Origin of the sequence: Subtercola lobariae (assembly GCF_014640255.1) — a bacterium.
In the GTDB taxonomy this organism is placed as follows: Bacteria; Actinomycetota; Actinomycetes; order Actinomycetales; family Microbacteriaceae; genus Subtercola; species Subtercola lobariae.
Genome location: NZ_BMGP01000001.1, coordinates 1 through 25,489 on the forward strand (window position 1 = coordinate 1; position 25,489 = coordinate 25,489).

The window sequence follows — 25,489 nt, forward strand, 5'->3', positions numbered from 1 at the left end:
CGCCGCCGGCTGTGCAGGTTTCGGCCGCTCCGGCTGCGGCACCGGCATCCGCTACCCCGGTCGCGCCCGCGAAGACGGTTATGTCGCGTACGACGAAGGCCGTGTTGACGGTGGTCGGTATCGCGGTGTTGTTCGGTGTCATCGCCGTGGCTCCGGCTCCGTTGCCTCAGCACATCACCGTGCTCGTGCTCGCGGTGGTGATTGGTTTCTACGTGATCGGCAAGGTGCATCATGCCCTGCACACCCCGCTGATGAGTGTGACGAATGCCATATCGGGCATCGTTGTGGTGGGTGCGATGCTGCAGCTCACCATCGACGACCCGGCGACCCGGGTGCTGGCCAGTGTTGCTGTGCTGCTCGCGAGCATCAATATCTTCGGCGGTTTCGCCGTCTCCCGTCGCATGCTGCGCATGTTCTCGAAAGACTGACCAGGAACACATCATGACTACTGAAGACCTCACCACCGTGACGGTGGCCGTTTCTGGCGCGGCGTATCTCGTTGCCGCTCTGCTTTTCATTTTGAGCCTCGCGGGGCTGAGTAATCACGAGACCGCCCGCCGAGGCTTGGGCTACGGCATCGCGGGCATGGTCATCGCGTTGGTCGCGACCATTGCACTCGTCATTCAGGGCTCAGCCGGTATCTCGATCGTGTTGCTGCTGGCAGCGCTGGTCATCGGCGGTGCGATCGGCCTGTGGCGGGCGGCGCGGGTGCAGATGACCGGCATGCCGCAGTTCATCGCGTTGCTGCACTCGTTCGTGGGGCTCGCGGCGGTGCTGATCGGCTGGAACGGATACCTCGAGTCGGCGAACATCGCGCCCGACCTGGTGGGCATTCACCGGGGAGAGATCTTCGTGGGCATCTTCATCGGTGCGGTCACGTTCACCGGCTCGATCGTCGCGTATCTGAAGCTCAGCGCCCGCATCAAGAGCGCGCCGCTCGTGTTGCCGGGCCGTAATGTGCTGAACCTGACCGCGCTCGCGCTGTTCGTGGTGTTCACGGTGTGGTTTGTGATCACCCCAGCGTTCTGGCTGCTGATCGCGGTCACCGTGCTCGCGTTGCTGCTGGGCTTGCACCTGGTCGCGTCGATCGGTGGGGGAGACATGCCCGTGGTGGTGTCGATGCTGAACAGCTACTCCGGGTGGGCTGCGGCCGCTTCGGGGTTTCTGCTCAACAACGATCTGCTCATCGTTACGGGTGCGTTGGTCGGGTCATCCGGTGCCTACCTCAGCTTCATCATGTGCAAGGCCATGAACCGGTCGTTCATCTCGGTGATCGCGGGCGGGTTCGGTATCGCCGCGCCGAGCGCCAGTAGCGAGGAGACGGGCGAGCACCACGAGACGACCGCTGAAGAGACAGCGCAGTTGCTCGCCGAGGCGAAATCGGTCGTGATCACCCCGGGCTTCGGTATGGCCGTTGCCCAAGCGCAGTACCCGGTCGCCGAACTCGCTCGCGCGTTACGTGAACGGGGCGTCGAGGTGCGGTTCGGCATCCACCCCGTTGCAGGCCGGCTGCCCGGGCACATGAACGTGCTGCTCGCCGAAGCGAAAGTGCCCTACGACATCGTGCTCGAAATGGACGAGATCAACGACGACCTGCCCGGCACCAGCGTCGTGCTCGTGATCGGCGCCAACGACACCGTCAACCCCGCTGCCGCGTTAGACCCGTCAAGCCCGATCGCGGGGATGCCCGTGCTGAAGGTCTGGGAGGCCGACGAAGTCATCGTCTTCAAACGCTCGATGGCTGCGGGTTATGCGGGTGTCGCGAACCCCCTGTTCTACCGAGACAACACCCGCATGCTCTTCGGTGACGCCAAGACCCAAGTCGAAGAAATCGTGCGGGCGCTCGCAGGCGTGCGCGTGTAACCGCGGGGGTTCTGGTTGCGGATTCGCCGGGGGTTCGTTGCGGATTCGCCGGGGGTTCGTTGCGGATTCGCCGAGGTTTGGTTGCGGATCCGCGGCCTTCGGTGACCACTTTTGCGACCGCGTGCGTATACTGAGAAGCAATAGTGGAACAGTGTTCCGTTTGGCTCGGTCAGGCGGAGGGTTGTTCCGCTTGTTGAATGCTACGGCTTCGGCCAGCGCGATTGAACGACCAACCTCAGGAGGCCCCCCACCATGCAGTACCGCACACTCGGCCGAACCGGCATCAAAGTGACCCCGTACGCTCTCGGCGCCATGATGCTCGGGAGTCTCGGCAACCCAGATCGGCAGGAGGGCATCCGCATCATTCACCGGGCCCTCGATGCTGGCATCAATTTCGTCGACACCGCCGACCGCTACGGAGACTCAGAAGAAGTGGTCGGCGAGGCCTTGAAGGGTCGCCGCGACGAGGTTGTTCTCGCCACGAAGTTCTGGGGGCCCGTCGATGACGACATCAACCACCGCGGCGCCTCGCGTCGCTGGATCACGGAGGCCGTCGAGCGCTCGCTGCGTCGCCTGCAGACCGACCACATCGACCTCTACCAACTGCACCGCCCAGACCCCGACACCGATATCGACGAGACGCTCTCTGCCCTCACCGACCTCGTGCGGCAAGGCAAGGTGCGCGCCATCGGCACGTCGTCGATGCGCGGCTCAGAAATCGTCGAAGCCCAATGGATGTCTGAGCGGCGCGGTTTCGAACGATTTCGCACCGAGCAGCCGAACTACTCGATTCTCGACCGCGAGATCGAGCGCGAGATTCTTCCGGTTGCCGAACGCTACGGCATGGGCACGCTCGTCTACAGCCCGCTCGCCGGCGGCACATTGACCGGTCGGTATCGCGCTGGGCAGGAGAACGACAACTTCCGCTCCGCCCGCACGGGTATGCGCCACTTCCGCGACGAGCGCCGTCTCGCCGCGGTCGAGGAGCTTGTCGCGCTTTCTGATGAGGTCGGCGTCAAGCTGACTCACCTCGCGATGGCGTTCGTCATCGCGCATCCTGCCGTCACCTCGGCCATTGCGGGCGCGCGCACGATGGAGCAGCTGGAAGACACGCTGGCCGGCGTCGATGTCGCCCTGTCAGACGAGATTCTCGACCGCATCGACCAGATCGTCGCACCGGGCGAGAGCATTGGCGCCATGGACATGGTCTACCGTGGCCCCGAAGTCGCCGACCCCATCTTGCGTCGCCGCGCGGCCGCGCAGCGCTCCGCCGCCTGACGCGTACCGATCACGCGAGGCGGCGCCGCCCCGCGGGTATGGGCGGCCTCAGCCGACCATACTGATGCGCACGGTGACGCGCGGAGGCAGGGTGGCGCTGGCCGGGCTGGTGGCGCCGGCCGGGCTGGCCGCGCCCGACGTCAAGTACTCGACGATGCGCTCGCGGGCCGCGCGGCCCGTCTGCTCGGCGGGCACGTTCTCGTCGACGCCGATTGCGGCGGTGACGCGCCATTCGCCGCGTGCGCTTGACACGCTGACGAGCCGCGGCGGCGCCACAACCCTCGTCTTCGTGAGCACGCCGCCGACGATCACGGCGGGCAGCGGCGCGCTCGGGTAGACGGCCGCGACGCCCGGAATCGTGCGCAATAACAGTTCGAGTGCGTCGGCAACAGTATCTTCGGGGGCAGTCATCGCTCTGCGCCTCCCGTGCCACCGACGCCAGACACGTCGCCGCCGCCCTCGGGGCCACCACCGTCGTTACCCTCGCGCCCGCCGCGGCCACGGCTGCGGCCACCGTCACTACCCTCGGGGCCACCGTCGTTACCTTCGCGGCCGTCACCGCCTTCATCGACATGACTGGGGCGCCGCACATCTTGCACGACGACGTTCACCGCCACCACGTTGAGCAGCGTGTGCCGCCGCACGTCGGCCACAATGTTCTCGCGCACCAGCTCGGCGGTCTGCATCAGGTTCTGACCCCACAGCATGCTGGCCTCGACCTCCACCTCGATCGGAGCGCCCAGCTCAGTCAGGTCGCCCGCGAATCGGCAGCGCCCCACGAAGACGCCGTCGACCCGGTCGCCAGCCGCTCGCACGATGGCCCGCAGGGCACCTTCGGTGATGACCACGCGGCTGTCGACCTCGGCGCCGAACACCGGCACGTCACGACCCGCCTCCACCTGCGCCCCGATATGACTCAGGATGCTCGTGATCCAGCCCTCGTCGACCGGTGGCTGGGCAGCCGAATCGTCGTCGACCAAGTGCATGGTCAATTGGCGCAGGTGAGCGATGTCTGCCAGGGCGAGCTGGCACCCCGCCGACGTATCGATCGAGTCGTTCGGGGGCATCAGTCCAGCGTCGTAGTAGTCGATGAGCTCGTCGATGGTGTGGCCCGCCAGCTCGTCGTTCGTGAGCTGCCGGTCGGGCAGCGTGCGCAGGTCGTCGCCCGACGGCGGCGAAGTGTCGTCGGTGGGGGTCATCGCCAGGGCTCCATTCGTGCGATCACGCTCGTGCGAGCCCGCGAGAGCAGGCCACGCACGGTACTGGTGGGCAGGCCGAGGTCTGTGCCGATCTCGTCGTACGAGTATCCCGCCACTTCTTTCATCAGCCAACACTGCCGCTGCAACTCAGGCAACTCGGTGAGCGCTCGCGACAACGCCGATTGCACGGCGTGATGCTCGGCCAGCGCCTCTGGCGAGGTGGAATCAGGCGTGACCAGAGGCGGTCGAGACTCGTCGTCGATATCGTCGTGATATTTTCGCGCACGAATTCGGTCAAGAGCCTTTCGGTTGGCCACGCGCAGTAGCCAGCCCTTCACCGCCGCCGGGTCGCTCAAGGTCGGCAGTTGCTGCCACGCCGTGATGAATGCCGCCTGCACCACGTCGTCGACCTCATCGGTCGACCCCATCAGCCGTGCCGCGTACCCGCGCACGAGCGGGCCATGACGACGTATCAGCACCTCGAATGCCCGCACGTCGCCATCGGATGCCCGACCGGCGAGTGTTCGGTCGTCGGCCTCGGCCAGCGGCACCCGCACGACCAATCCCGGCTTCGCCACGAACATCGCCCTTCGAAAGAACTTGAACCGCGAGTGTGACGAATCAGCATCTCGGTACGTCTCAGTAGTAACACGGCAGAACTCGCCGCTTTCCCCATCATCACTCAAGACGGTGGGGCCGACAACACATCAAGGAGCCTTGACAATGGCAAACTCACCCGTTACCCCCGCGACGCTGGCAGGCAGCCCGCTCGCCTCGCAGACCGTTCTGGGCAAGACCGTCATCAACGACAGCGTCGTCGCGAAGGTCGCCGGCATCGCTGCCCGCGAAGCATCCGGAGTGCATGCTCTCGGCGGCGGAGCGGCACGCGCGCTCGGCGCCATTCGCGGTGTCATCGGCAACACCGACCCCTCGCAAGGCATCAGCGTCGAGGTCGGTGAGACCCAGGTGGCCGTCGACGTTGCCATTGTCGCCGAGTACCCCGTGCCGCTGCAGGTGGTGGCTGCGGATGTTCGATCCGCCGTCATCGGCGCCATCGAGACCATCATCGGCATGGAGGTCACCGAGGTCAACGTGACTGTGAACGACGTGTTCATCGCCTCAGATGACACCGACGAGCAGCCCGAGGCGCGAGTACAGTGACCTCGACCAAGTTCGGCATGCTTGCCGGCGCGGTGCTCGCGCTGGTCTGGATTCTCATCGGATTCTGGGCGTTCGTGGTCGTACTCGTCGCCATGGTGGTCGGGGCGGTCATCGGCCGCATCGTCGACGGGCGTCTCGACCTCAGAGCCCTCGCAGGAGCGTTCCAAGGGAAACGCTCCTCGTCGTGACCGCCGCTGCAGCGGGCGACTCTCGGGGAGCCGCGACACGCGCACCGGGGCTATCGACTTCGTCGCGACCCGCGGCTCCTGCGACCGAACGCGGTCGCACCCGCGTCACGTCGAAAGCGCTCAGCCGCGTGATCACGGCGCTGGCTGCCGAGGCGTTGCAGGTCTCGACATCGCAGGTCGCTATCGCGCTCAGTGACCGAGCCGGCGCTCTGGTCGTCGCGATCCACGCACCGATCAGGGTCGTCTCGCTCCACGAAGTGCACGGTGACCCGAGCGTCGTTTCGCGGTCTGGCGGAACCGTGCTCGACCGCGCCGAACGCGCTCAGCTCACCGTGCGCACTCAAGCGCAGCAGCTCACCGGGTCGGTCATCGACTCGGTCACCGTGCGCCTCACCGGCGTTGAGATCGTGAAACAAGAGAGGGTGAAATGACAGGCCCGAGCATCCAGAGCGCCCAGCCGCGCACAAACCGGCCGGTCACCGAACCGCCCGCCGCGGGCACCACGCCCGCAGCCGAGGCCGCTCTCTATCGGCGCATCACCCGCCGCGAGACGCATTCTCCTAAATCGGGGCTGGCCATCGTCGTGGCGGTGCTGGTGATTGTGTTTCTCGTCTACGGCGGTGTCGAGATCGTGCTCAACATGCTCGGCCAGCGTGCGCTCGTGGCCAGCCCCACGCAGGTCGCGACAGCCATAAGCCAAGCCGACTCCTACCCCGTCTCGAACGTGCTCATCGCGGGAATCGTGGCTGCATTGGTCGGAATCGCTCTGATCGTCGCCGGTCTCGCCGGCGGGCGCCGTGCCAGGCATAGCCTCGCAGATGATCGTGCCGCGGTCGTGGTCGACAACGAGGTCATCGCTTCGGCACTTGCCCGCACCGCGTCGCACGCCGGCAACGTCGACCCCGACAACACCACCGTCACGGTGTCGCATCGAGCCGCCCGGGTCGACATCGTGCCCACCTCAGGGAACCACATCGATGATCGGAAGGTGCTCGACGCCGTCACGGCGCAGGTGGCGAGTATGCCTCTGAAGCCCCCGCTCAGCGCAGACGTCGTCGTCGAGAAACACGGAAAGGTCGGCGCATGAACACCACGAACCGGGGAGCCAATCGGCTCGTCATCATCGTCGCGGGTGTCATCGTTCTCGCGCTCGGGGCGGTCGCCATCGCATTGGCTCTGCCCACGGTCATCCGCGCTCAGTGGCGCGACGGGTCGAACCAGGCCACCCGAACCATCGTCGACTGGCTGCAGCAGACCCCGCTTTCGGGGCCGGGCACGAGCTGGCTCTGGCTGATCGGCCTCGCCGCTCTCGTGGTGCTCCTCGTGTTGCTCCTCGTCTTCATCAGCCGCCAAGGTAAGGGCCATACCTCGACGCTGGCCACCCCGCCGCCCACAGAAAACGGGCTCACCGTCGTCGACTCGAGCGTTGCCGTCGGGTTGCTGAACGATGCTCTGGCCGACCGACCCGAGTTCGTGTCGTCGAGCGTGTCGACCTACCTCGTGAAGAAGCGGCCGGTGCTCAAGATCGCGGTCACCTGCCGCAGGGGCGTTTCGCCGCACGAGGTCGCCACGATGGTCTCGACGCAGCTGGGTGCCCTCGATGCGCTGCTGGGCATCCGTATTCCTGCCTTCGTGCAGATCAGCGGGGGCTTTCGCGCTCGAGTCAGCCGCGCGACGCGCCTGCAGTGACGAGACCATGACTGCCTCTCACAGTTACCCAGTTTGACAAGACGGGTGCACTATGCAGACAAACTGTGTTGATGCGCTAGCTTTGAGCCATGACCACAAGCGACACTCTGGGCGAGCGGCTGCGGGCGGCCGTCGGCGAGCTCGTTCGCGCCACCCGAACGGCCAACCAACTGCCGGCCAATCAGGCGGCTGCGCTCGGCGAACTCGAACGAGAAGGGCCTCGAACGACCGCTCAGCTCGCCGCGTCGTGTCGCATTCGGCATCAATCGATGACCTCGATCGTGCAACAGTTGATCGCTCGCGGCGAGGTTATGAGCACGTCGCATCCAACAGATGGCCGGGCTCAACTCCTCTCGATCACCGCCGATGGGCGCTCGGTGATCGTGCGCGATCGCGAGAATCGTGCGGGCAGGCTTGCGCACGAAATCGACACGCAGCTCAGCGAGGATGAACGTGAAGCGCTCTCGAGCGCAGTGACCCTTATTGAGCGTCTCGCCCGCGCTGAACGCGAGTCTTCGGAGAAGCCGATTCGCGAGCAAGCCGCGCGGCCGCCCGCCGGGCTCGACCAAAGCGGCGGCAGCGGGTCTCGCCCGCGTCGGCGTCAGGCCGTAATCGCCACCGAGTCGAGCAGAATTCGCCGAAAATTGTCGGCCGTGAAGTCAGACCAGAGTGACGACGTAGCCACGTAGAACTCGGCCGGCTCATTCGCCGTCTCGAGCGCAAGGTAGGTGACCCCGTCGACGGCGATGCGCCGCGTGCTGGCCGGCAGTATCGCCACGCCGAGGCCCATCGACACGAGAACCACGATGGTCGACAAGGTGTGCGCTTCTTGGCTGATGTCAGGAGCGAATCCCTCTGACCAGCACAGTTCGGTCACGTGCTGGTAGAGACCAGATCCGCTGATCTTCGGGGTGCAGATGAACGACCGATCGCGCAGGTGGCTGACGCTCACTGAGGTGTGGCCGGCCAACACATCGGTGTCGGGCACCGCGACGATGAGGTGGTCGTCGGCGAGTTTCGACAGCGTCACCGCAGGCAGAATGGGCCCGCGCGGCTTGTGCACGAGCCCCACCCCGAGTTCCCGGCTCGCCAGCGCGTTGATCTGGCTCATCGAATCCATCTCGACGAGCGAAACGTCGACGCCCGGAAACTGCCCGCGAAACTCGTGCATCGCCTGGGGCAGAGCCTCGAGCAGAAGCCCCGACTGAGTGAAGCCGATGCGCAGTTCGCCGGCTTCACCACGCGCCGCCTTACGCGTGTTCTGCATGGCACGTTCGGCCGAAGACAGGGTGAGCAGAGCTTCGGTGTAGAGCTCTCGGCCCGCCGCGGTGAGCTTCACATATTGACGGGTTCGCTCGAAAAGCTCTTCGCCGATTTCTTCTTCGAGCTGCTTGATCTGCAGACTCAGCGGCGGCTGGCTCATGCGCAGGCGTTCGGCTGCTCGCCTGAAGTTCAGTTCTTCTGCCACGGCGACGAAGTACCTCAAATGACGCAGTTCCATATCGCGCTCCTCGCAGACTGATATGCAGAAGCTATCACGAGCAGCCTCAAACTAGTATTGGCGCCTTTGTTGAGTGTCACGCACACTGGGAGAACAGCGTCGGTGTGCAGCTTCACTGTAGATCTTCTGCACACGACTCAGACCCGAGCATCCATTCAACGAAGAATAGAGAACCCTCTCATGCCCCGATCGTCTCGAATAACAGCAGCCCTCGCCGTGGCCGCAGCAAGCCTCGTGGTGCTCGCCGGGTGCAGCTCGGCCAGCCAGGCCGCAGGCAACCCCACCGGCTCGGCGATGCCCGCGACCGCCGGAATCGCGGCTGCCACAAGCCAGCTCGCCGCCGCCGAGACCGCGCCCACCTTCACCGCGCCTGGCCCGGCCTTCGACGCCACCAAGGCCGCCGGCAAGCATGTCTTCTACATTCCGAACACGAGCAACGTGCCCTTCGTCGTTTCGGTGCAGAAGGCCCTCTCGAGCGTTGCCACGACGGCCAATGTAAACCTCACGGTGTGGCCGACCACCGGCAAATCGGCCGAGTGGGTGCAGGGCATCGAAACCGCCATTTCGCAGAAGGCCGACGCGATCATTCTCGGTGCGTCACCGGATGCCCTTGCCCCGCAATTGGCTGAGGCCGCCGCCGCGCACATTCCCGTGATCGTGCTGCACCAGTACGACACGTCGATGAGCTTGCCGACGAACGTGACCGCGTTCGCCTTCGCGCCCTTCGTCTCGGCCGCGACACTGCTCGCCGACTACGCCATCACCAACACGAACGGTGCCGCCGACACCCTCGTCATCACCTCGAACGAACTCAAACCGTCTGCGCCCATGGCAGCAGCGGTCAGCAGCGAACTGAGCAGCAAATGCCCGGGCTGCAAGGTCACCGAACTGAACGTGGCATCAACCGACTGGGGCTCGAAGCTGCAGAGTTCGGTTCAGACTGCGCTCTTGCGCGACCCCAACATCAACGTCGTGATTCCGCTCTTCGACAGCTCGACGCAGTTCGTCAACGCGGCCATCGACGCAGCGGGCAAGACGAGCAGCGTCAGCATCGCGACCTTCAACAACACGCCGTCGGTTCTCGATCAGATTCAGAAGGGCGGCGCTGTGAAGATGGATGTCGGCGAGAGCATCAACTGGATCGGCTACGCCGCCATGGACCAGGTCTTGCGTGTGCTCTCGGGCGTCGCGCCGCTCACAAACGAGGCCGCTCCGCTGCGCGTGTACACCCCCGACACCATCTCGGTTGTCGGAAGCCCGTCAGACAACGAAAAGGGTTACGACCAGTCGTATGTGAACGGCTACCTGACGCTCTGGGGTCTGGGCACGAAATGATCACCGAGTCGAAGGCCGCTGGCGGGGGTGATCGCTTGCTCGCCACCCCCGCCGTGCGGTTGCGCAACCTCTCGAAGACGTTCGGCACGACCACCGTGCTTCACCAGCTCGACCTCGACATCGCCGCGGGCGAGACCCGCGGCCTCGTCGGTGAAAACGGGTCGGGCAAGTCGACGCTGATCAAGATTCTCGCCGGGTTTCACCAGCCCGATCACGGCGCCGAAATCGAGATCGGCGAGACGCGGCTCGAGGGTGGCCTGACGCCGCTGCTCGCTCGCGAACTCGGCCTCACGTTTGTGCACCAAGACCTCGCGCTCGTCACATCGTTGTCGGTGTCAGACAACATGACCATGAACGCCCTGGCCGCGTCACCCTCGTGGCGCGTTTCACCGAAGGCCGAGCTGCGTGCCACCCAAACGCTGCTCGATTCGTACGAGCTGGGGGTGGATGCTCGCGCCGCCGTCTCGTCGCTCACTCAACTCCAGCGGGCGATGGTCGCGATCGTTCGAGCCATCGACGGAGTAAAACACTCGAGCAGCCAGGGCCAGTCGAGTCTGCTCGTACTCGACGAGCCCACGGTGTTTCTGCCGAAGACCGACCGAACACTCTTGTTCGACCTCGCCCGCCGCCACACAAACGCCGGCGGGTGCGTGCTCTTCGTCTCGCACGACCTCGAAGAGTGCCTCGAGGTGACCGACACCATCACGGTGCTGCGCGACGGCCGGCTGCAAGGCACTCTGGTGAGCAACGACAGCGATCGCGCCGACATCATTCGCATGATGGTGGGTAAAGAGCTGAATGTGGTCAGCCACCGTCGTGCGGTGACCCCGTCAGGCCTGGCGACCGCGGCCACCGCGTCGACCGCTTCTGCCGGGTCGGCTCCTGCGGCTCCGGATGCCCGCCCTTCAGCCCTGACCGTGCGCGAGTTGAGCGATCCGGCCGTACACGGCATCTCGTTCGACATCGCCCAGGGCGAAGTGGTCGGACTCACCGGGCTGCTCGGTTCTGGCTTCGAAGAAGTGCCGTACCTGGTGGCCGGTGCAGGTCGTGGCGCCTCCGGAACGATCGCGGTGGCGGGCCGTGAATTCAGAGCGCGCTCGCTTCGGCCGATCGACGCTATCGAGGCCGGCATCGCACTCATTCCCGGCGATCGTGCTCGCCAGGGCAGCGTCTCGTCGTTGAGTGTTCTCGACAACATCAGTGTGCAGAGTCTGCGCGCCAACAGGCGTCGATTCGTGATCGATTGGAAGGGCATCCGTGCCGCCAGCCAGCAACTGATCACCGACTACGACGTCAGGCCGCCGAAGCTCGACGCCACCTACGGCACGCTCAGCGGCGGCAACCAGCAGAAGGTGATGCTGGCCAAGTGGATGCAGACCGGCCCAAAGGTGGTGCTGCTGCACGAACCGACGCAAGGAGTCGACATCGGCGCTCGTGAGCAGATCTTCGACATCGTGCGCGCGGGTGCCGATGCCGGGGCCGGGGTGCTCTGTGCTTCGGCCGACCAAGAACAGCTCGCACTGCTCTGCGACCGAGTGCTCGTCATGCGCGACGGCTCGATTGTCGCCGAGCTCGTCGGCGACGACATCACCAAGGCTGCGATTGCCAGCGCGAGCCTAGGCTCCGCACCCCGAAGTACTGATCGTTCTGATTCGCGAAAGGCGACGAGATCATGACCGCTACCCCGATGAAACGCCCTCGAACGATTCAGCTCACGTCTGCGAAGACGCTCGGCGGCTGGAGCGAGAGGTACGGCCTCATTGTCATTTGGGCACTGCTGATTGCGGTGTTCTCGGTGATCGAAGGCCCGATCTTTCTGAGCGTGGCGAACTGGCAATCGATTCTGGGCAGTCAGTCGGTTCTGCTCCTGCTCGCCATCGGGCTGCTCGTACCCATGACCGCAGGTGACTACGACCTGTCGATAACGGGCGTGATGGGCATTTCGTCGATGACCGTGGCCATCTTGAACGTGCAAGGCGGCTGGCCCATCTGGCCGGCGGTTATCGCGGCCATCGTCGCAAGCTTGCTGGCGGGGCTGCTCAACGGAGCGATTGTCGTGGTGTTCGGGGTCGACCCGTTCATCTCGACCCTCGGCACCGGGTCGGTGTTCTTGGGAATCATCTACTGGATCAGCGACTCCAACACGATCACCGGGGTCTCGTCTGATCTCACGGCGTGGGTGGTCGGGGGCAAGATTCTCGGCATTCCGCTGGCCTTCTATTACGGGGTGCTGGCCTGCGCCATCGTCTGGTTCGTCTTGAAATACACCGTCTTCGGGCGAGAGGTGCTATTCGTCGGCCGCAACAAGTCGCTTTCTCGGCTCGCGGGCATGAAGGTGGGTCGCCTGCGTTTTCTTGCTCTGACGATCTCGGCCGGAGTGGCCGGCATCGCGGGAGTCGTTTACACGGGCACCACCGGATCAGCAGACCCCACGTCGTCGCAGTCGTTTCTGCTGCCCACCTTCGCAGCAGTGTTTCTCGGGGCGACGGTGATTCAGAATCAGCGCTTCAATGCGTGGGGAACGCTCATCGCCGTCTACTTTCTTGTTACCGGAATCACCGGGCTGCAACTGCTCGGCGCCGACAGCTTCGTACAACCGCTCTTCTTCGGCGGTGCGTTGGTCATCTCCGTGGCACTCTCGCAGTTCTCCCGGCGCAAAGACGCCGCGAGCGCCGAGCGACTCGGCCACGGCTAGGCACGCAGCCACGCAGCCACGCAGCCACGCAGCCACGCAGCCACGCAGCCACGCAGCCACGCAGCCGCGCAGCCGCGTTGCCGCGCAGCCGCGCTGCCGCTGCGCCTCGCGTTTCGTCTTCGACCCTCACTCTTCGCCTCTGAAAGGAACCACCCGTGTTCGGCGCCCCACCCAGTATCACCGCAACAACCATCGCGACTCTGCCCGAGCGCTTTCACGTACCCGGCAGGGTCTCGGGCCGATACGAGTCTCGACCGTTCTATATCGAAGGGCCCTCCCTGGCACGAGGGGGAACCCTGTACTTCACCGACATTCCGGGAGGCCGCATCTTCAGCCTCACGCCCGGCGGTGAGATCGAACTCTTCATCGAATACGACGGCGAGCCGAATGGCACGAAAATCCACAGCGACGGCCGCATCTTCGTGGCCGACAACAAGCGCGGCATCATCGCCATCGATCCCGTCACCCGAGAAATCGAGACGATCGTCGACCGGGTCGCCAACGAGCACCTGCGCGGGCCCAACGACCTCACGTTCGGGATGAACGGTGATCTCTATTTCACCGATCAAGGTAACAGCGACATTCTGCGAAGTCACGGGCGCGTGATTCGAGTTCGGGCGAACGGCGAGACCGCGATCATCCTCGAGAACATCCCGAGCCCCAACGGGCTCGTTCTGAGCCCCGACGAGAAGTTCTTGTATGTCGCGGTGACACGTACGAACGCCATCTGGAAGGCGCCGCTGACGGTGCCGCCCGGGTTGATTCCGACGGTGGCGGTGGGTACGACGGGTGTCTTCATCCAGATGTCTGGCGGCACCGGGCCCGATGGCATGGCGGTTGATGAAGCGGGCAACATCGTCATTGCGCACACGGGGCTGGGCAGCGCCTGGTTGTTCTCGCCCGTCGGTGAACCGCTGCTGCGCATCCACTCGAGCGCGGGGCTTTCTGTCTCGAACATGGTCTATGGCGGCGACGACAACCGCACGCTGTTCATCACCGAGTCGTCGACGGGGTCGATTATGACGGCAGAAATGCCGGTCGCTGGCCAGCGGCTGTACTCGCACCTGTGACCGTGATGATTTCGGCAATGCGACTCGAAAGGCTGTGAAATGGCGATCTACCCCAACACCACGCTGCGAAAAATACTAGGCGGCGAGCTGACGCTCGGGTTCGGCGTTACCGCGCTGCGTGCATCCGTCGCTGTTCCGCTCGCGCACGCGGCCGGTTACGACTGGCTGGTGATCGACGCCGAACACGGCTCGATCTCGCTCGACGACATCGGGCTGATCAGCCTGGCTGCGCTTCCGCTCGGCATAACTCCCATCGTTCGCATCAACTTCAGTGCCCTCGACGAGGCGAGCCGTGCGCTCGACAACGGCGCCCAGGGCATCATCATTCCATCGGTCGAATCGAAGGAGCAGGCAGAGGCGATCGTTTCGTCTTTGCGGTACCCGCCGCTCGGCCGCCGCAACTGGGGCGGAACCGCCCCGCAGTTCGGGTACCGCCCGCCGCCGTTGGCTGAAGCCGTCAGGCAGACAGAAGCCGAGACCCTCGTCATCGCGATGATCGAAAGCTCTGAGGGCGTGCGCAACGTGCACGACATCGCCTCGGTCGAGGGAATCGATGCGCTCTTCGTCGGGGCGGCTGACCTGTCGCTGAACCTCGGCGTACCCGGCGGCTTCGGAGCACCCGCACTCGTCGCGGCGATCGACTCCGTCATCGCGGCGTGCGACCAGGCGCATAAGGTCTTCGGCTTCGGCGGCATCTACGACCGCACCTGGGCGGCCACCTACCGCGAGCGCGGCGCCCGCCTCGTGGCCGCGGGCGCCGACCACGGTTTCGTGCTCGCCGGTGCCACCGAGCGGGCATCCTTTTTGCGCTCCCTCAGCACCCCTTGATTCAGGTGGCCTGCTGGGGCACCGTCAAACAAGTTTGTGCGATTTCGTGATTCGTCGTTGATCTGAGACATTCCTTTATTGAGGGGGTGTAAATGAGCGGCGCCGAAGCGACGGATGCGGAGCTCCTCGAACGCGCGGCCGCAGACGATCGATCTGCGCTGGCTTTGCTTCTTCGCCGCCATTCGGCCGCAGTATCACGGTACGCGTGGGCGCTCGTGGGAAACCAAGCAGACGTCGAGGAAGTCGTGCAAGACACGTTTCTGACGTGTTGGCGCAAAGCCGGCGGAATTCTCTTGCCAGGCCAGTCAGTGCTTCCCTGGTTGCTGGTCACATGTCGGAACGTCTCGATGAATCTCAATCGGGCGCGATTCAGATATTCAACAGATCAACTTTCCGACGACATCCTCGTAACCGAACCCGATAACGACGCCAGACAACGGCTGCGTTGGGTGCTCGACGAGATTGCGAGGCTCACACCCACAGATCAGCGAGTAAGCGAGATGTGCCTCATCGAAGGGCGCAGCTACTCAGAGGCCGCAGACGAGCTCGGCATCAGCATCGGCGCAGTGAGACAACGAGTCTCACGATCGCGCGCGAGACTGCGAAGGGCGGTGACTGAAAATGAGGAATGAACCACCAGGCGGCGATGAGTTCGACCGGATGATCGATCGCATCGCGCACAATGTGCTCCGGAACGCCGAAGCCCACCCAGATCGGTCCGCTGATGTGCCACGTGCAATTCCGGTAGCAAGGCGTCGCTTCAGGCTGGGCGCGCTTGTGGTCGCTCTCCTTGTCGTGCTGGGTGTTGGTACTGCGGGCGGTGCGTTGGCGCTCGGATTTGGCTCCAGATTCTGGTCAGCCAGCGTGTCCACATCGACTGATACCCCGACCAACTCGCCTGCGCCGACGCCTACGCCCACGCCACCACCGAGCACTCCCGTCCAGATGGTTCCGACCGTGAGTGTGCCGAATACGACCTTCACGGCGGTGGAATGGGGTAGCGGCGTTAGCGCCAAACTCTCTGGTCTCGATGAGAACACTCAGTACTCTGTATCGATCGACTCCCGGTACAAGGGTGAGACGAAAACGGCGGGTGGTTATTTCTCCCTGTTCAGTACACCTGTCAACGTCACAACAAATGCTGCAGGTGAAGCGACCATCACGTGGACACCTGATACCTTCCCGCAGAACTACACTGACAGCGGCGAAAGTGGCTTTCTGTTGGGAGCGTACGTTCGTGTTGACCCGACGGGCGGCCCTGTCGTGGATTCGTCGCCTCAGGGTTTTGCCGACCCGATCGCCCTGAGTAATCCATTGCAGATTCAGTTTCTCCCGTTTGATCAGGTGACGTTCAGTGCCCAGGCTTGTATCGAGCCAGATCAGCTCCTGACGAGCGCCCCCGGTATGCGGGTCACCCTCAGCGGACTCGTTCCGCGCGAATGGGTCGCCGTCACCTCTCATCAGACGGGTGGCCCGAGCAGTTTCGGTTTCGCAGGTTATGGTCATGCTGATGACTCAGGTCAAGCCGTGATCATCCTCCACGGGAGCTTCCCCGACTACCCCGTCTCGCCATCCAACGCAATCGCACCAGGAGAGTGGCAACTTGTTTGGGGCGGCAACTACCGCGTCGCACCGCCGCCGGGTACGCTCGGCCCGGCAACTCCAATCCAGATAGGCAACTGCCCCTGAACGAAGCTGGCGACGGCGGATAGACAAACTTCGCATTTACTGGATCGAGTGGTACATTATTCAGTACCACTAACAGGAGGCGGTTATGTCTGCGATTTCGGCGACCGACGCTCGCAAAGGTTTGTTCGGGCTCATTCAGAAGGTCAACGACGATCACACCGCGGTCGAAGTTGTTTCGCGGCACGGCAACGTGGTGATTTTGTCGAAAGACGATTACGACGCCATGACCGAGACCGCTTATCTGCTGCGTAACCCGGCGAACGCCGAGCGGTTGCTTGCGGCGATTGAACGGGCTCGTCGCGGCGAGTTCGAGCACGACGACGTGCTTGGCGCGTGACGCGAACGATCGTCTTCGACCCGAACGGGTGGGAGGACTACGTCTATTGGCAGACTCAAGATCGCAAAACGCTCAAGCGAATCAACCAGCTGAACGCTGACGTGCTGCGTGATCCCTTCGGCGGCATCGGAAAACCCGAACCGCTGCGACACATCTTGTCGGGGGCGTGGTCGCGCCGAATCGACGACGCGAACCGTTTGGTTTACTACGTCACCGACGATCACATCGTCATTCTCCAAGCCCGCGAGCACTACTGACACACATCGAGGAGTAACGGATGGCACCGCCCAGCGGATGCTGCCATCCAATGAAAATTCGGGCCGAGGCAGCCACTGCGTGGTGCACCATCAAGACCTGAAGCGTCAAAGGAGACAAAGCGCAATGAAACTTTCTGGGTCGACGATTCTCATCACCGGAGGTGGTTCTGGCATTGGCCGTGGCCTCGCAGAGGCGCTCAGCGCTCGCGGAAATACGGTCATCGTGGCGGGCCATCGCCCCGACCTGCTCGCCGAAGTGTCTGAGGCAAACCCGACCATCGAGACCCGATTTCTCGACGTGTCGAGTGCTCAGAGCATCGCCGAAACGGCGACCGAACTCTTAGCGGCTCATCCAGAATTGAACGTGCTGATCAACTGCGCGGGCGTGATGATCGACGACGACCCCACCGTTGCGGTCGACGACGACGCGATGCAGTTCATCATGAGTACCAACCTGCTCGGGCCGATTCGCATGATCTCGGCCTACATCGAGCACCTTCGAGCGGTGCCAGATTCGGCGATCGTCAACATCACCTCGATGCTCGGTTACGCGCCCCTCGCCCGCTCGTCGCTCTACTCGGCGACCAAGGCAGCGATGCATTCGTACACGCTGTCTCTGCGCTACAGATTGCACGACGAAGCTCCCGAAATCATCGAGATTGCACCGCCCCTCACCCGAACCGCGTTGCAAGACGTCAATCTCACCGACCCGAACGCCATGCCCCTCGACGAGTTTCTCGCCGAGACGCTCGAGGCGCTCGAGTCGGGCGAACCCGAGGCGTATGTCGCCCGGGCCCGTGCGCGACGGGATGCTCAGCGAACCGACGACATCGGAATCACCCGTCAGTTCAACGACCTGATGAACGCGTCGAGCTAGCTCAGCGGCTGTTCGCTGATGATTTCTGCTCAGAAAATTGAGTGTTTCGACTGCGGTGACGGCCTGAAACGCTCCGCCGCCTGACTCCCGCAATCGGCATTCGCTATCGCGATGATCAAGCTCCTCGGAGTGTTTTTCGTTCAGCTTGGCTCGACCGGCTCGACCGGCACGTTCGATTGGCGAGAGGTGAGGTGGATGCTGCTGCCGGGCCACAGAAGGTAGCCGAAGACGACGGCGATCGTGCAGCCGAGCAGAGTGTCGAGGAGCCGGATGAGAGGGAATACCGGGTCGGGAGTGCCAATGCTTGCGCTGAGGAGCGCGGATGCGGTGATGCCGATCACGCTCAGCGCGTAGAGCTTGGGTGCCGCGAATACGGCGAACCCGATGGCCAGCGCGGCAGCAACCGCGATCGGCCAGCTCGCAGGCAGCACCAAGAGCACCAGTGCCGCGACTGTCGCACCGATGATCGTTCCCACGACGCGGTTGACGGTACGCACGAAGACCGAGCCGTACTCGGGGCGTACGACGACCGCGACGGTGAGTGGCAGCCAATACGAATGGTCTGGTTCGCGAAGAGCAACCACAGTGGCCGTGGCGATTGCCATGCACAGAGCCAATCGGATGCCCGTTCGGATAGCATCTGGCGTTGTCACGACCCGAAAGCTCGCCCGCGAACGTTCGGAAAACGAACTCCGAGTGGTTGACGGCTTCGATGCCGTGGCAGCCACGTGCTGGTTGAGACGCCACCGCTGAAGAATCCAGGGCGACACACCGGCGATGGCCACGACGAAAGTGCCTGCGAGATACCACGCCCCTTGCTGCCACCATGGCAGAGGGAGCCCTGCGAATTGTCCGAACGCCAGGCCGATGACGGCCATCACGGCCGTCGCCGTCGCTGCTGGCCCTATTACGCCGAGCATGCCGGCGAGCATCCCGACGACCGTCGCGGTGACTATCAGTACGACCGGGTCATGCGGCAGAACGATGCCGAGAACAATGCCCGCCACCGCCCCGAAGGCTTGCGCAGCGAGCATGGTGAGGCGTGTGCGATACCCCCCGTTGGTGATGAAGACCACCGCGCAGGCGGCCCCGAAGTACGCGACGCCAACCGCATCCATGTGTCCGGTGGCTGCACCGACCGCCGCTACGGCACCAGCAGCGATCACGGCGCGAATCGCGGGAAAAACGGCCCACGCAGCGGGCTTCGGCTTGAGCGCTCGTACGCCCGAGTGCCATATGCCCCGCGTGCCCATACGTCGCCTCGCTCGCATTTTCACGAATGACTTACCTGATGCATTTTATGCCATAGGCGACTCGCTGTTCTTGGCTCCAGATGGCCACCCCGACAGAGGGGCCGGATGACCGCCGGCTGCTGAGGCTGAGCCGCTCAGGTTGGAGCTCCTCGCTAACCGGGCGTTGCACGAGCCATAATTCAGCCATGGAGTTTTGGTTGCACGGTTTTCCGAACGTTGGTGCTACGAAGGAGTGGGCCGCCCGCGCGGAGCGAGAAGGCTTCACTGGCGTTCTGCTGGCAGATAGCGAGACCCTGGTGGCCGATCCTTACGTTGAGCTCACTCTTGCCGCCACAGCGACGAAACGCGTGCAGCTCGGAGTCGCGGTGACCAACCCGGTAACGCGCCACCCGGCCGTGACGGCTGCGGCGATCGCGACGGTGCATGCGGAGTCCGGTGCGCGGGCGGTTCTCGGTTTTGCTCGCGGTGATTCGGCGCTGCGGCAGCTGAGCCTGAAGCCAGCATCGGTGAGGGTGTTCGAACAGGCGGTCATCGACTTGCGTCGCTATCTGGGCGACCCGATGTCGTCGATCGGCGAGGTGACGAGTACCGCGGCGCCCCTGTCGTGGCTGTCGCACACCGTCTCGCGAGTGCCGGTGGATGTCGCGGCCACCGGCCCGGAGGTGATCGCAGTGGGTGCAGTGTTCGGTGACCGGTTGACCTTCAACCTCGGCGCCGACGTCGAGCGGCTGCGTTGGGCGATTGCACACGCTCGGCGCGCGCGCTCGGCAGCGGGTTTGGATCCAGACACGATTTCTCTGGGCGCTTACGTGGATGTGGCGTGCGCCCCGCCGGGCGAGGCGGTCGGGATGGTGCGAGGAAGCGCATCAATCTTCGCGCAATTTCTCGCCGAGGGACTTCGCTCTGGGGTTCCCGTCTCTGATCAAGACAAACCTGTTCTCGAGGCGGTCGCAGCCGCGTACAGCGAAGCACAGCACGGTCAATCGACCGCCCCCCAAGCAGAACTGCTACCCGACGACTTCTTGCAGCGGTTCGCGCTCTGCGGACCGGCCGATACCCTGCTACCGCGGGTCAGGCAATTGCGAGACCTCGGCCTTGACCGCATCGTCGTCGTGCCAGCGTCTCGAGACGTCGACGCCTCGGCGATCGACGCGAGCATCTCCGCCTTCGCTCAGGGCGTCATTCCCTCCCTCTAACGACACTCATCGCTCACACCGTGTGCATTCTCGCGTTTCGCAGATGCCGAGACGTTACGTGATTTCGCTACCCAACGTCGGGGTACGCGGCGGTGCCGTTCGGCGTTGCCGAGAACTTTCGAAGGCGTACGCGTATCGCAGCAGGGCAGAGTCTTCGTAGGCGCGACCAGCAATGGTGAGGCCGACGGGCATACCGATATCAGAGAGCGTTCCCATCGGCACCGTCACGGTGGGAATGCCGAGGTGCCTGATCGCGAGGTTGCCGTTCGCGACCCAGGTGCCGTTGCGCCAGGCTTCGTCGGCGGCCTCGGGATCAGTATCGGCGTTGGCGCGGCCGATGTCGGCGACCGCGGGAAACACGACCGCGTCGAGATTGTTCGCAGTCAGCCACTCTTCGAAGTCGATCTGTCGGGCGGTCTCGAGCCCCCGAATGCCTGCCTCGATATCAGGGATCAGGTGAAGGGGCGCGATTCCACCATGCCGCGCACGGGTCACGTAGTCGGCCAGGTCGAAGTCGTACCCGGCGTACTGGTCGGGCAGCGCTCCCTTCGGGTGGGGGAAGATCGCAGGCCCGTCGACGTCGGCAAGGGCGTGCAGGCGCGGGTCGTTATTCTGGGCGAGAAAATCGTGCCATGCCAGCATGCACAACCCCCACGTCTCATTCTCGGCAAACCCTGCCGGAACCAGCCCGCGGTCGGCGTATCGCCAATCGCCGCGTTCGGCTCCCTCGTAATTCGTCACCACCGGAAAGTCGACCTCGACGACTTCAGCACCGAGGTGTTCGAGGTCGATCCGTGCCTGTTGCCAAAGCTGGATGACCGACGGACGGGTGGCGATGGGCGCATCAGTATCAATCTCACCGTTGATGTACATGCGCGGCACCCCGAGTCGCAATTCGTGCAACGCATCGGGGTCTCGTAGCGAGTCATACGTGTCTGGGCGAACGTCGGATGCTCGCGGAAGTGTAATCCAAGGCTGATCTCGCCAGAAGTCGCCTCTCGTTTCGGTGTCGTCGGCGACGATCACATCGAGAAGGGTCAGCAGATCTGACACGGTGCGCGTATGCGGTACGACGACATCCATGGTGGGAACGAGTGGCCAGTTGCCGCGAACCGAGATGATGCCTCGAGATGGCGTATATGCGACGAGGGCATTGTTGGAGGCGGGAGCGCGGCCGGAGGACCACGTCTCTTCACCGAGCCCGAACGCGGCGAAGCTTGCAGCAGTTGCTGTTCCAGATCCGTTGGAGGAGCCCGAGCCGAACGCAGATGTGAGGAAGTCGGCGTTGTACGGGCTCTCCGCCCGCCCGTAGAGGCCGCGCTGCATGCCGCCGTTCGCCATAGGGGGCATGTTCGTGAGTCCGAGAAGCACCGCGCCTGCCGCGCGCAACCGTGCAATGGTGAATGCGTCGTCGGTGGCTACCAGCTCGGCGAATGCGGGCGAACCGGCTGCGACGGTCATCCCACGCACCTTGTAGCTGTCTTTGGCGGTGTAGGGGATGCCATCCAGCGGGCCGAGTGTGGCGTGGACGACCCGCCTGCGGTCGGATTCTCGTGCCTCGTTGATCGCGTCAGGGTTCACTACGGGAACCGAGTTGAGGCGTATTCCGGCGCGATCGTAGTGTTCGAGGCGGTCGAGGTAGCGGGTGACGAGATCGACGCTAGTGATCGCTCCGGTGTCGAGGGCTCTGCGCAGCTCTGCCAGAGTGGCTTCGACGACCGTGAAGGGTGGGATTTTTGTCATGCGATCGCGCGCCGTTTCGTCAGGTAGTCCTCGATGATTGCGTGCAGCCGCTCTGGCCCGAACGGGTCGCCGTGGCCGGGATATACAACGCTGATATGCAAACTACGAAGGCGTTCCATCGATGTGGCGTAGGCGCGAACGTCGCTCCCCTTGATCGTGTCGAGCAGCGGCCCCTCGTACACCACATCGCCCGTGAAGATCGTGCCGTCGGCGGGGTCGTAAAGGGCGATCGAGCCGCGGGAATGCCCGGGCAAGTGCAACACCGTGAAGCGTCGGTCGCCGAGATCGATGATGTCACCCTCGCTGAGCCAGTGCACATTCTTGGGCGGCAGAAGCCGGTAGCTGCTGGGCTCGTAGCCCGGAGTCGGCCGTGCCGTGATGAGCACATCGGGAATTGGCTCATCGTAGCTGGCGAGACCGAGCGAGTGGGCGAGCGCGGTTCCGTCGAGGGTGCCTTCATCTGGGATCAGAATCTGGTCGGCTGTGTGAGCGGAGACTCGATCGAATTCGTGGGCTCCGCCGATGTGATCAAGGTGTCCGTGGGTGAGCACGACTTCGGGGTTGTTTTCAAACAGGTTGGGTAATTCGTTTCGAAGGGATGCGATACCGAGGCCGGTATCGACGACGAGGTCTCGGTCGGTGCCGGTGAGGTGCCAGATGTTGGCCCTCACTAGTTCATCGACATTCGGTTCGTCGATGAGCGTCACCGATCGTGTAATCGGTCTGGTTCGGAACCACGGGCGGGCGACGGGCAGAGTCAAGAGTGTTACTTTCGGTTTCGGCTGAGTCAGCGTGTCGGCGAGGCGGGTTGTTGTTGAGTTATGCAGTGGATGCCGCCTCCGCGAGCGAGGATCTCCCGGGCATCCACCGTGACAACGGTGCGCCCCGGGTAGGCAGCGGAGAGAACCTCGCGTGCTAATGCGTCGGCGTCAGGTTCTCCGTAACCACAGGCGATGACCCCGCCGTTCACGACCAGGTGGTTGACGTAATTCCAGTCGACGAATCCGGTCTCATCGACGAGGGTGTGCGGAGCCGGCAGGTCAATAATGTTCCAGTTACGCCCAGCCGCGTCCTGGGTGGTTTCAAGAAAACACCGTAGCTCCCGGGTGACTGCATAGTCAGGATGGTCGGGGTTATCTTGGCGATGAAGCAAGAGGGTACCGGGCGAAGGAATCGCGGCGACCATATCGACGTGACCGCGGGTACCCCATGTCTCGTAGTCGCGGGTCAGCCCCCTGGGCAGCCAGATGACGTGCGTGGCGCCAATGGTCTGGGCCAGTTCCAGCTCGACTCTCTCTCGTGTTGCGTAAGGGTTTCGATGGTGGTCGAGCTGCACCGTCTCGGTCACCAACACGGTTCCCTGCCCGTCAACATGAATAGCGCCGCCCTCGTTGACAAGCAGCGATGGGATTCGCGCTGCGCCGGCTTGCATGGCGACGAACGCTGCGATCTGACTGTCGTGGTTCCAGGTAGCGGCTTCTTGTGCGCCCCAGCCATTGAAGATCCAGTCGACAGCGCCCAGTTCACCCGCTTCGTTGTGCACGAATGTGGGGCCGAAATCGCGCATCCAGAAGTCATCTAGCGGGGCGGGTACGATCTCGATACCCGTGCCGAGCATCCGTTTCGCTCGTTCTAATTCTGTAGGGTCGACCACCATTGTCACTGGTTCGAATTCGGCGACCGCATGCGCGACGGCCGTCCATGCGGCGTAGCCGGCGTCTGCGGTGCTGCCGGTTCCGAGGGAGCCGTTCGATCGAGGAAACGCCATCCACGTTCGGTCGTGCGGTGCGGTTTCTGACGGCATCTTCCACTTCGTCACCGGGCGGCTCCTTCCATGACAGGTTCGGTGCGATCTGCGCTCGCAGGTCGAGTTGCACGGCGTTGCAGTATCGTCATGACGACATAGATGACGGCGGCGAGGAGTGGGCCGACGATGGCTGAGAGGTCAGCGCCGCCGAGCGCTTGGGAGATCGGCCCGATAAACAGGGTCGTATCGGCGAATAATACTGCCACCCCCGTTCCGACGACGAGCGCGGTGACTCCCGGGAGGTTTACGCCATGGAAATACCAGAAGGGCGAATTCGGACGTTCGTCGTGAAGTTGGTGGCCGTCGTAGCTGTTCCTTCTCAGCACGATGTCGGCGGCGTAAATGGCCAACGCTGGGCCGAGGAGCGCGACGGTGAGTTCGAGGATGCTATTCAGGGTGTCGAAAAAGTTCGAAATGAACAAGGCGTAGCTCGTGATGGCGACGGCAATGACGGCATCGAAAATTACGGTGACCGATCTCTTCCAGGGGATCCCTGCGGCAAGCAGCGCCAGACCGGTGCTGTACGCGGTGAGCACGTTATTTGTGATCGAACCGACCACGATGACGAGTAAGAAGACGGGATAGAACCACGCTGGCAGTAGAGTGCTGAGCGACGATTGCGGATCCGTCATGTCGACGACCGTTCCGGCGAGCACACCCAAGGTGCCGAGCACGACTGCGGGTATGAACCCGCCGAGCGCCGTCCAGCCCATCACTGCCTTCCTCGAAATATTCGCGGGCAGGTAGCGAGAATAATCCGCGCCTGTGCCCCACGAGAGTGGAGACGAAGCGATGATCGTGAATCCAATGGCTGCCACGGCCCACAGCGCACCGCCGTGCAGTTGCTGGTCTGGGGGAAGCTGATACGAGAAGTTCGCGTGTTGCACCACGAAAAACGCTAAGACGGCGAGGCACGCCAGAAGCACCCAGGTGAACCAGCCGCTGAGTTTTACGATCGTGGCGTGTCCGAAGACGCTGATCGTGAAGGTTATGAGCGCTGTAACGAGCACGATGAGTACCTGAATCGGGAAGCTGGCATCACCAAAGAACAACTCGACAAGCGCAAAACCTGCGAGTGCGCCAATGGAAAGATTGATGGCCTCGTACGCGACTCCGATCACCCAACCCAGCACGAGATTGAAGATCCGGTTTCCACGGATACCGTACATCGTGCGAGTCACAACCTCGCTCGGGCTCCCTGACACCGGTCCGGTGATCGACAGAAAGCCCACGAGAAGCCAGAACACGTTGCCGGCGACCACGACCGCTAGAGCCTCGAATAGGTTGAGCCCTAGGAGGATAAGGGTGCCCCCGAGAACCAAGTAGAGATACGTTACGTTCGACGCTGCCCAGACAGAGAACAGAGAGCGTGCCCGGCCATGCCGCTCAGCGTCGGGGATGTAATCGGTGCCGTGTGTCTCGATCTTGCCGGCCCGGTCGCTAGCAGGCTCTGGCGGGCGCTCGGCGTGCTGCGGTGCAATTGCATTTGTCATCATTGATCCGTTCGTCATCGTTATTGGTGC

General features: G+C 63.6%; 29 protein-coding genes. 20 read left to right on the forward strand and 9 right to left on the reverse strand.

Going from position 1 to position 25,489, the window contains the following annotated elements; genetic code table 11:
- The 3 genes from IEX24_RS00005 to IEX24_RS00015 all read left to right on the forward strand — a co-directional run.
- Positions 1-428, forward strand: a 428-nt coding sequence (locus tag IEX24_RS00005; protein ID WP_188671770.1) for a proton-translocating transhydrogenase family protein, incomplete at its 5' end; no start/stop codon positions are given.
- 13 nt (positions 429-441) lie between these two features.
- Positions 442-1,863, forward strand: coding sequence for a Re/Si-specific NAD(P)(+) transhydrogenase subunit beta (gene pntB, locus IEX24_RS00010; protein ID WP_188671777.1), 1,422 nt, complete (start codon positions 442-444; stop codon positions 1,861-1,863).
- Between the two features lie 252 nt (positions 1,864-2,115).
- Entirely contained in the window at positions 2,116-3,141 is a 1,026-nt protein-coding gene (locus tag IEX24_RS00015; protein ID WP_188671780.1) for an aldo/keto reductase, read from the forward strand.
- Between the two features lie 48 nt (positions 3,142-3,189).
- Here IEX24_RS00015 and IEX24_RS00020 read toward each other — a convergent pair whose 3' ends face one another.
- The 3 genes from IEX24_RS00020 to IEX24_RS00030 are packed head-to-tail and all read right to left on the reverse strand — an operon-like array spanning position 3,190 to position 4,918.
- Positions 3,190-3,552: a hypothetical protein gene (locus IEX24_RS00020; RefSeq protein ID WP_188671783.1), complete on the reverse strand. Its 363-nt coding sequence runs from the start codon at positions 3,550-3,552 to the stop codon at positions 3,190-3,192.
- A complete protein-coding gene (locus IEX24_RS00025; protein WP_188671785.1) occupies positions 3,549-4,340 on the reverse strand; it encodes a hypothetical protein in 792 nt (263 codons plus the stop codon). The genes IEX24_RS00020 and IEX24_RS00025 overlap by 4 nt, the downstream gene beginning before the upstream one ends.
- Positions 4,337-4,918 carry an RNA polymerase sigma factor gene (locus IEX24_RS00030; RefSeq protein WP_229715016.1) on the reverse strand — a complete coding sequence of 194 codons (582 nt, stop codon included), beginning with the start codon at positions 4,916-4,918 and terminating at the stop codon, positions 4,337-4,339. The genes IEX24_RS00025 and IEX24_RS00030 overlap by 4 nt, the downstream gene beginning before the upstream one ends.
- Before the next feature lie 145 nt (positions 4,919-5,063).
- Here IEX24_RS00030 and IEX24_RS00035 point away from each other — a divergent pair, with 145 nt between their 5' ends.
- The 6 genes from IEX24_RS00035 to IEX24_RS00060 all read left to right on the forward strand — a co-directional run bounded on the left by IEX24_RS00035 (position 5,064) and on the right by IEX24_RS00060 (position 8,067).
- Complete coding sequence (locus IEX24_RS00035; protein ID WP_188671790.1) at positions 5,064-5,501, forward strand: Asp23/Gls24 family envelope stress response protein; 438 nt, start codon at positions 5,064-5,066, stop codon at positions 5,499-5,501.
- A complete protein-coding gene (locus IEX24_RS00040; protein WP_229715017.1) occupies positions 5,498-5,689 on the forward strand; it encodes a DUF2273 domain-containing protein in 192 nt (63 codons plus the stop codon). The genes IEX24_RS00035 and IEX24_RS00040 overlap by 4 nt, the downstream gene beginning before the upstream one ends.
- Positions 5,686-6,120 (forward strand): hypothetical protein, encoded by a 435-nt coding sequence (locus IEX24_RS00045; protein ID WP_188671793.1) that lies wholly within the window; start codon positions 5,686-5,688, stop codon positions 6,118-6,120. Before IEX24_RS00040 ends, IEX24_RS00045 begins: the two co-directional genes overlap by 4 nt.
- On the forward strand, positions 6,117-6,776 hold the full coding sequence (locus IEX24_RS00050; protein ID WP_188671796.1) for a hypothetical protein: 660 nt from the start codon (positions 6,117-6,119) through the stop codon (positions 6,774-6,776). The genes IEX24_RS00045 and IEX24_RS00050 overlap by 4 nt, the downstream gene beginning before the upstream one ends.
- Positions 6,773-7,378: a hypothetical protein gene (locus IEX24_RS00055; protein ID WP_188671799.1), complete on the forward strand. Its 606-nt coding sequence runs from the start codon at positions 6,773-6,775 to the stop codon at positions 7,376-7,378. The genes IEX24_RS00050 and IEX24_RS00055 overlap by 4 nt, the downstream gene beginning before the upstream one ends.
- 89 nt (positions 7,379-7,467) lie before the next feature.
- Complete coding sequence (locus tag IEX24_RS00060) at positions 7,468-8,067, forward strand: MarR family winged helix-turn-helix transcriptional regulator (RefSeq protein WP_188671802.1); 600 nt, start codon at positions 7,468-7,470, stop codon at positions 8,065-8,067.
- On the opposite strand, the gene IEX24_RS00065 is transcribed toward IEX24_RS00060, so the two are convergent.
- On the reverse strand, positions 7,980-8,879 hold the full coding sequence (locus tag IEX24_RS00065; protein ID WP_188671805.1) for a LysR substrate-binding domain-containing protein: 900 nt from the start codon (positions 8,877-8,879) through the stop codon (positions 7,980-7,982). The two genes, IEX24_RS00060 and IEX24_RS00065, sit on opposite strands and share 88 nt — an antisense overlap.
- Before the next feature lie 180 nt (positions 8,880-9,059).
- On the opposite strand from IEX24_RS00065, the gene IEX24_RS00070 reads away from it, so the two are divergent.
- From IEX24_RS00070 to IEX24_RS00115, 10 genes are all read left to right on the forward strand, one after another.
- Positions 9,060-10,214: a sugar ABC transporter substrate-binding protein gene (locus IEX24_RS00070; protein ID WP_188671808.1), complete on the forward strand. Its 1,155-nt coding sequence runs from the start codon at positions 9,060-9,062 to the stop codon at positions 10,212-10,214.
- Positions 10,211-11,890 carry a sugar ABC transporter ATP-binding protein gene (locus IEX24_RS00075; RefSeq protein WP_188671811.1) on the forward strand — a complete coding sequence of 560 codons (1,680 nt, stop codon included), beginning with the start codon at positions 10,211-10,213 and terminating at the stop codon, positions 11,888-11,890. The genes IEX24_RS00070 and IEX24_RS00075 overlap by 4 nt, the downstream gene beginning before the upstream one ends.
- Positions 11,887-12,909, forward strand: coding sequence for an ABC transporter permease (locus tag IEX24_RS00080; protein WP_188671814.1), 1,023 nt, complete (start codon positions 11,887-11,889; stop codon positions 12,907-12,909). The genes IEX24_RS00075 and IEX24_RS00080 overlap by 4 nt, the downstream gene beginning before the upstream one ends.
- A gap of 155 nt (positions 12,910-13,064) precedes the next feature.
- Positions 13,065-13,979, forward strand: a complete 915-nt coding sequence (locus IEX24_RS00085; protein WP_188671817.1) for an SMP-30/gluconolactonase/LRE family protein — start codon at positions 13,065-13,067, stop codon at positions 13,977-13,979.
- A gap of 39 nt (positions 13,980-14,018) precedes the next feature.
- On the forward strand, positions 14,019-14,807 hold the full coding sequence (locus IEX24_RS00090) for an HpcH/HpaI aldolase family protein (RefSeq protein ID WP_188671820.1): 789 nt from the start codon (positions 14,019-14,021) through the stop codon (positions 14,805-14,807).
- A gap of 92 nt (positions 14,808-14,899) precedes the next feature.
- Positions 14,900-15,439 (forward strand): RNA polymerase sigma factor, encoded by a 540-nt coding sequence (locus IEX24_RS19960; RefSeq protein WP_188671823.1) that lies wholly within the window; start codon positions 14,900-14,902, stop codon positions 15,437-15,439.
- A gap of 325 nt (positions 15,440-15,764) precedes the next feature.
- Complete coding sequence (locus IEX24_RS00100) at positions 15,765-16,496, forward strand: hypothetical protein (protein WP_188671826.1); 732 nt, start codon at positions 15,765-15,767, stop codon at positions 16,494-16,496.
- Between the two features lie 85 nt (positions 16,497-16,581).
- Entirely contained in the window at positions 16,582-16,833 is a 252-nt protein-coding gene (locus IEX24_RS00105; protein WP_188671829.1) for a type II toxin-antitoxin system Phd/YefM family antitoxin, read from the forward strand.
- On the forward strand, positions 16,830-17,090 hold the full coding sequence (locus IEX24_RS00110) for a Txe/YoeB family addiction module toxin (RefSeq protein WP_188671831.1): 261 nt from the start codon (positions 16,830-16,832) through the stop codon (positions 17,088-17,090). The genes IEX24_RS00105 and IEX24_RS00110 overlap by 4 nt, the downstream gene beginning before the upstream one ends.
- 124 nt (positions 17,091-17,214) lie before the next feature.
- Positions 17,215-17,967, forward strand: a complete 753-nt coding sequence (locus tag IEX24_RS00115) for an SDR family oxidoreductase (protein ID WP_188671833.1) — start codon at positions 17,215-17,217, stop codon at positions 17,965-17,967.
- Positions 17,968-18,107: 140 nt separating this feature from the next.
- Here IEX24_RS00115 and IEX24_RS00120 read toward each other — a convergent pair whose 3' ends face one another.
- The gene (locus IEX24_RS00120) at positions 18,108-19,220 is read right to left on the reverse strand and encodes an FUSC family protein (RefSeq protein WP_188671834.1); all 1,113 of its coding nucleotides are present in this window, start codon (positions 19,218-19,220) and stop codon (positions 18,108-18,110) included.
- Between the two features lie 185 nt (positions 19,221-19,405).
- Here IEX24_RS00120 and IEX24_RS00125 point away from each other — a divergent pair, with 185 nt between their 5' ends.
- Complete coding sequence (locus IEX24_RS00125; RefSeq protein WP_188671837.1) at positions 19,406-20,416, forward strand: LLM class flavin-dependent oxidoreductase; 1,011 nt, start codon at positions 19,406-19,408, stop codon at positions 20,414-20,416.
- A gap of 54 nt (positions 20,417-20,470) precedes the next feature.
- Here the strand turns inward: IEX24_RS00125 and IEX24_RS00130 are convergent, their stop codons facing one another.
- From IEX24_RS00130 to IEX24_RS00145, 4 genes are all read right to left on the reverse strand, one after another.
- Positions 20,471-22,159, reverse strand: coding sequence for an amidase (locus IEX24_RS00130; RefSeq protein WP_188671839.1), 1,689 nt, complete (start codon positions 22,157-22,159; stop codon positions 20,471-20,473).
- Complete coding sequence (locus tag IEX24_RS00135) at positions 22,156-22,866, reverse strand: MBL fold metallo-hydrolase (RefSeq protein WP_188671842.1); 711 nt, start codon at positions 22,864-22,866, stop codon at positions 22,156-22,158. The genes IEX24_RS00130 and IEX24_RS00135 overlap by 4 nt, the downstream gene beginning before the upstream one ends.
- 80 nt (positions 22,867-22,946) lie before the next feature.
- Complete coding sequence (locus tag IEX24_RS00140) at positions 22,947-23,963, reverse strand: agmatine deiminase family protein (RefSeq protein ID WP_188674096.1); 1,017 nt, start codon at positions 23,961-23,963, stop codon at positions 22,947-22,949.
- A gap of 11 nt (positions 23,964-23,974) precedes the next feature.
- Positions 23,975-25,477, reverse strand: coding sequence for a purine-cytosine permease family protein (locus IEX24_RS00145; protein WP_308419023.1), 1,503 nt, complete (start codon positions 25,475-25,477; stop codon positions 23,975-23,977).
- Between the last annotated feature and the right edge of the window lie 12 nt (positions 25,478-25,489).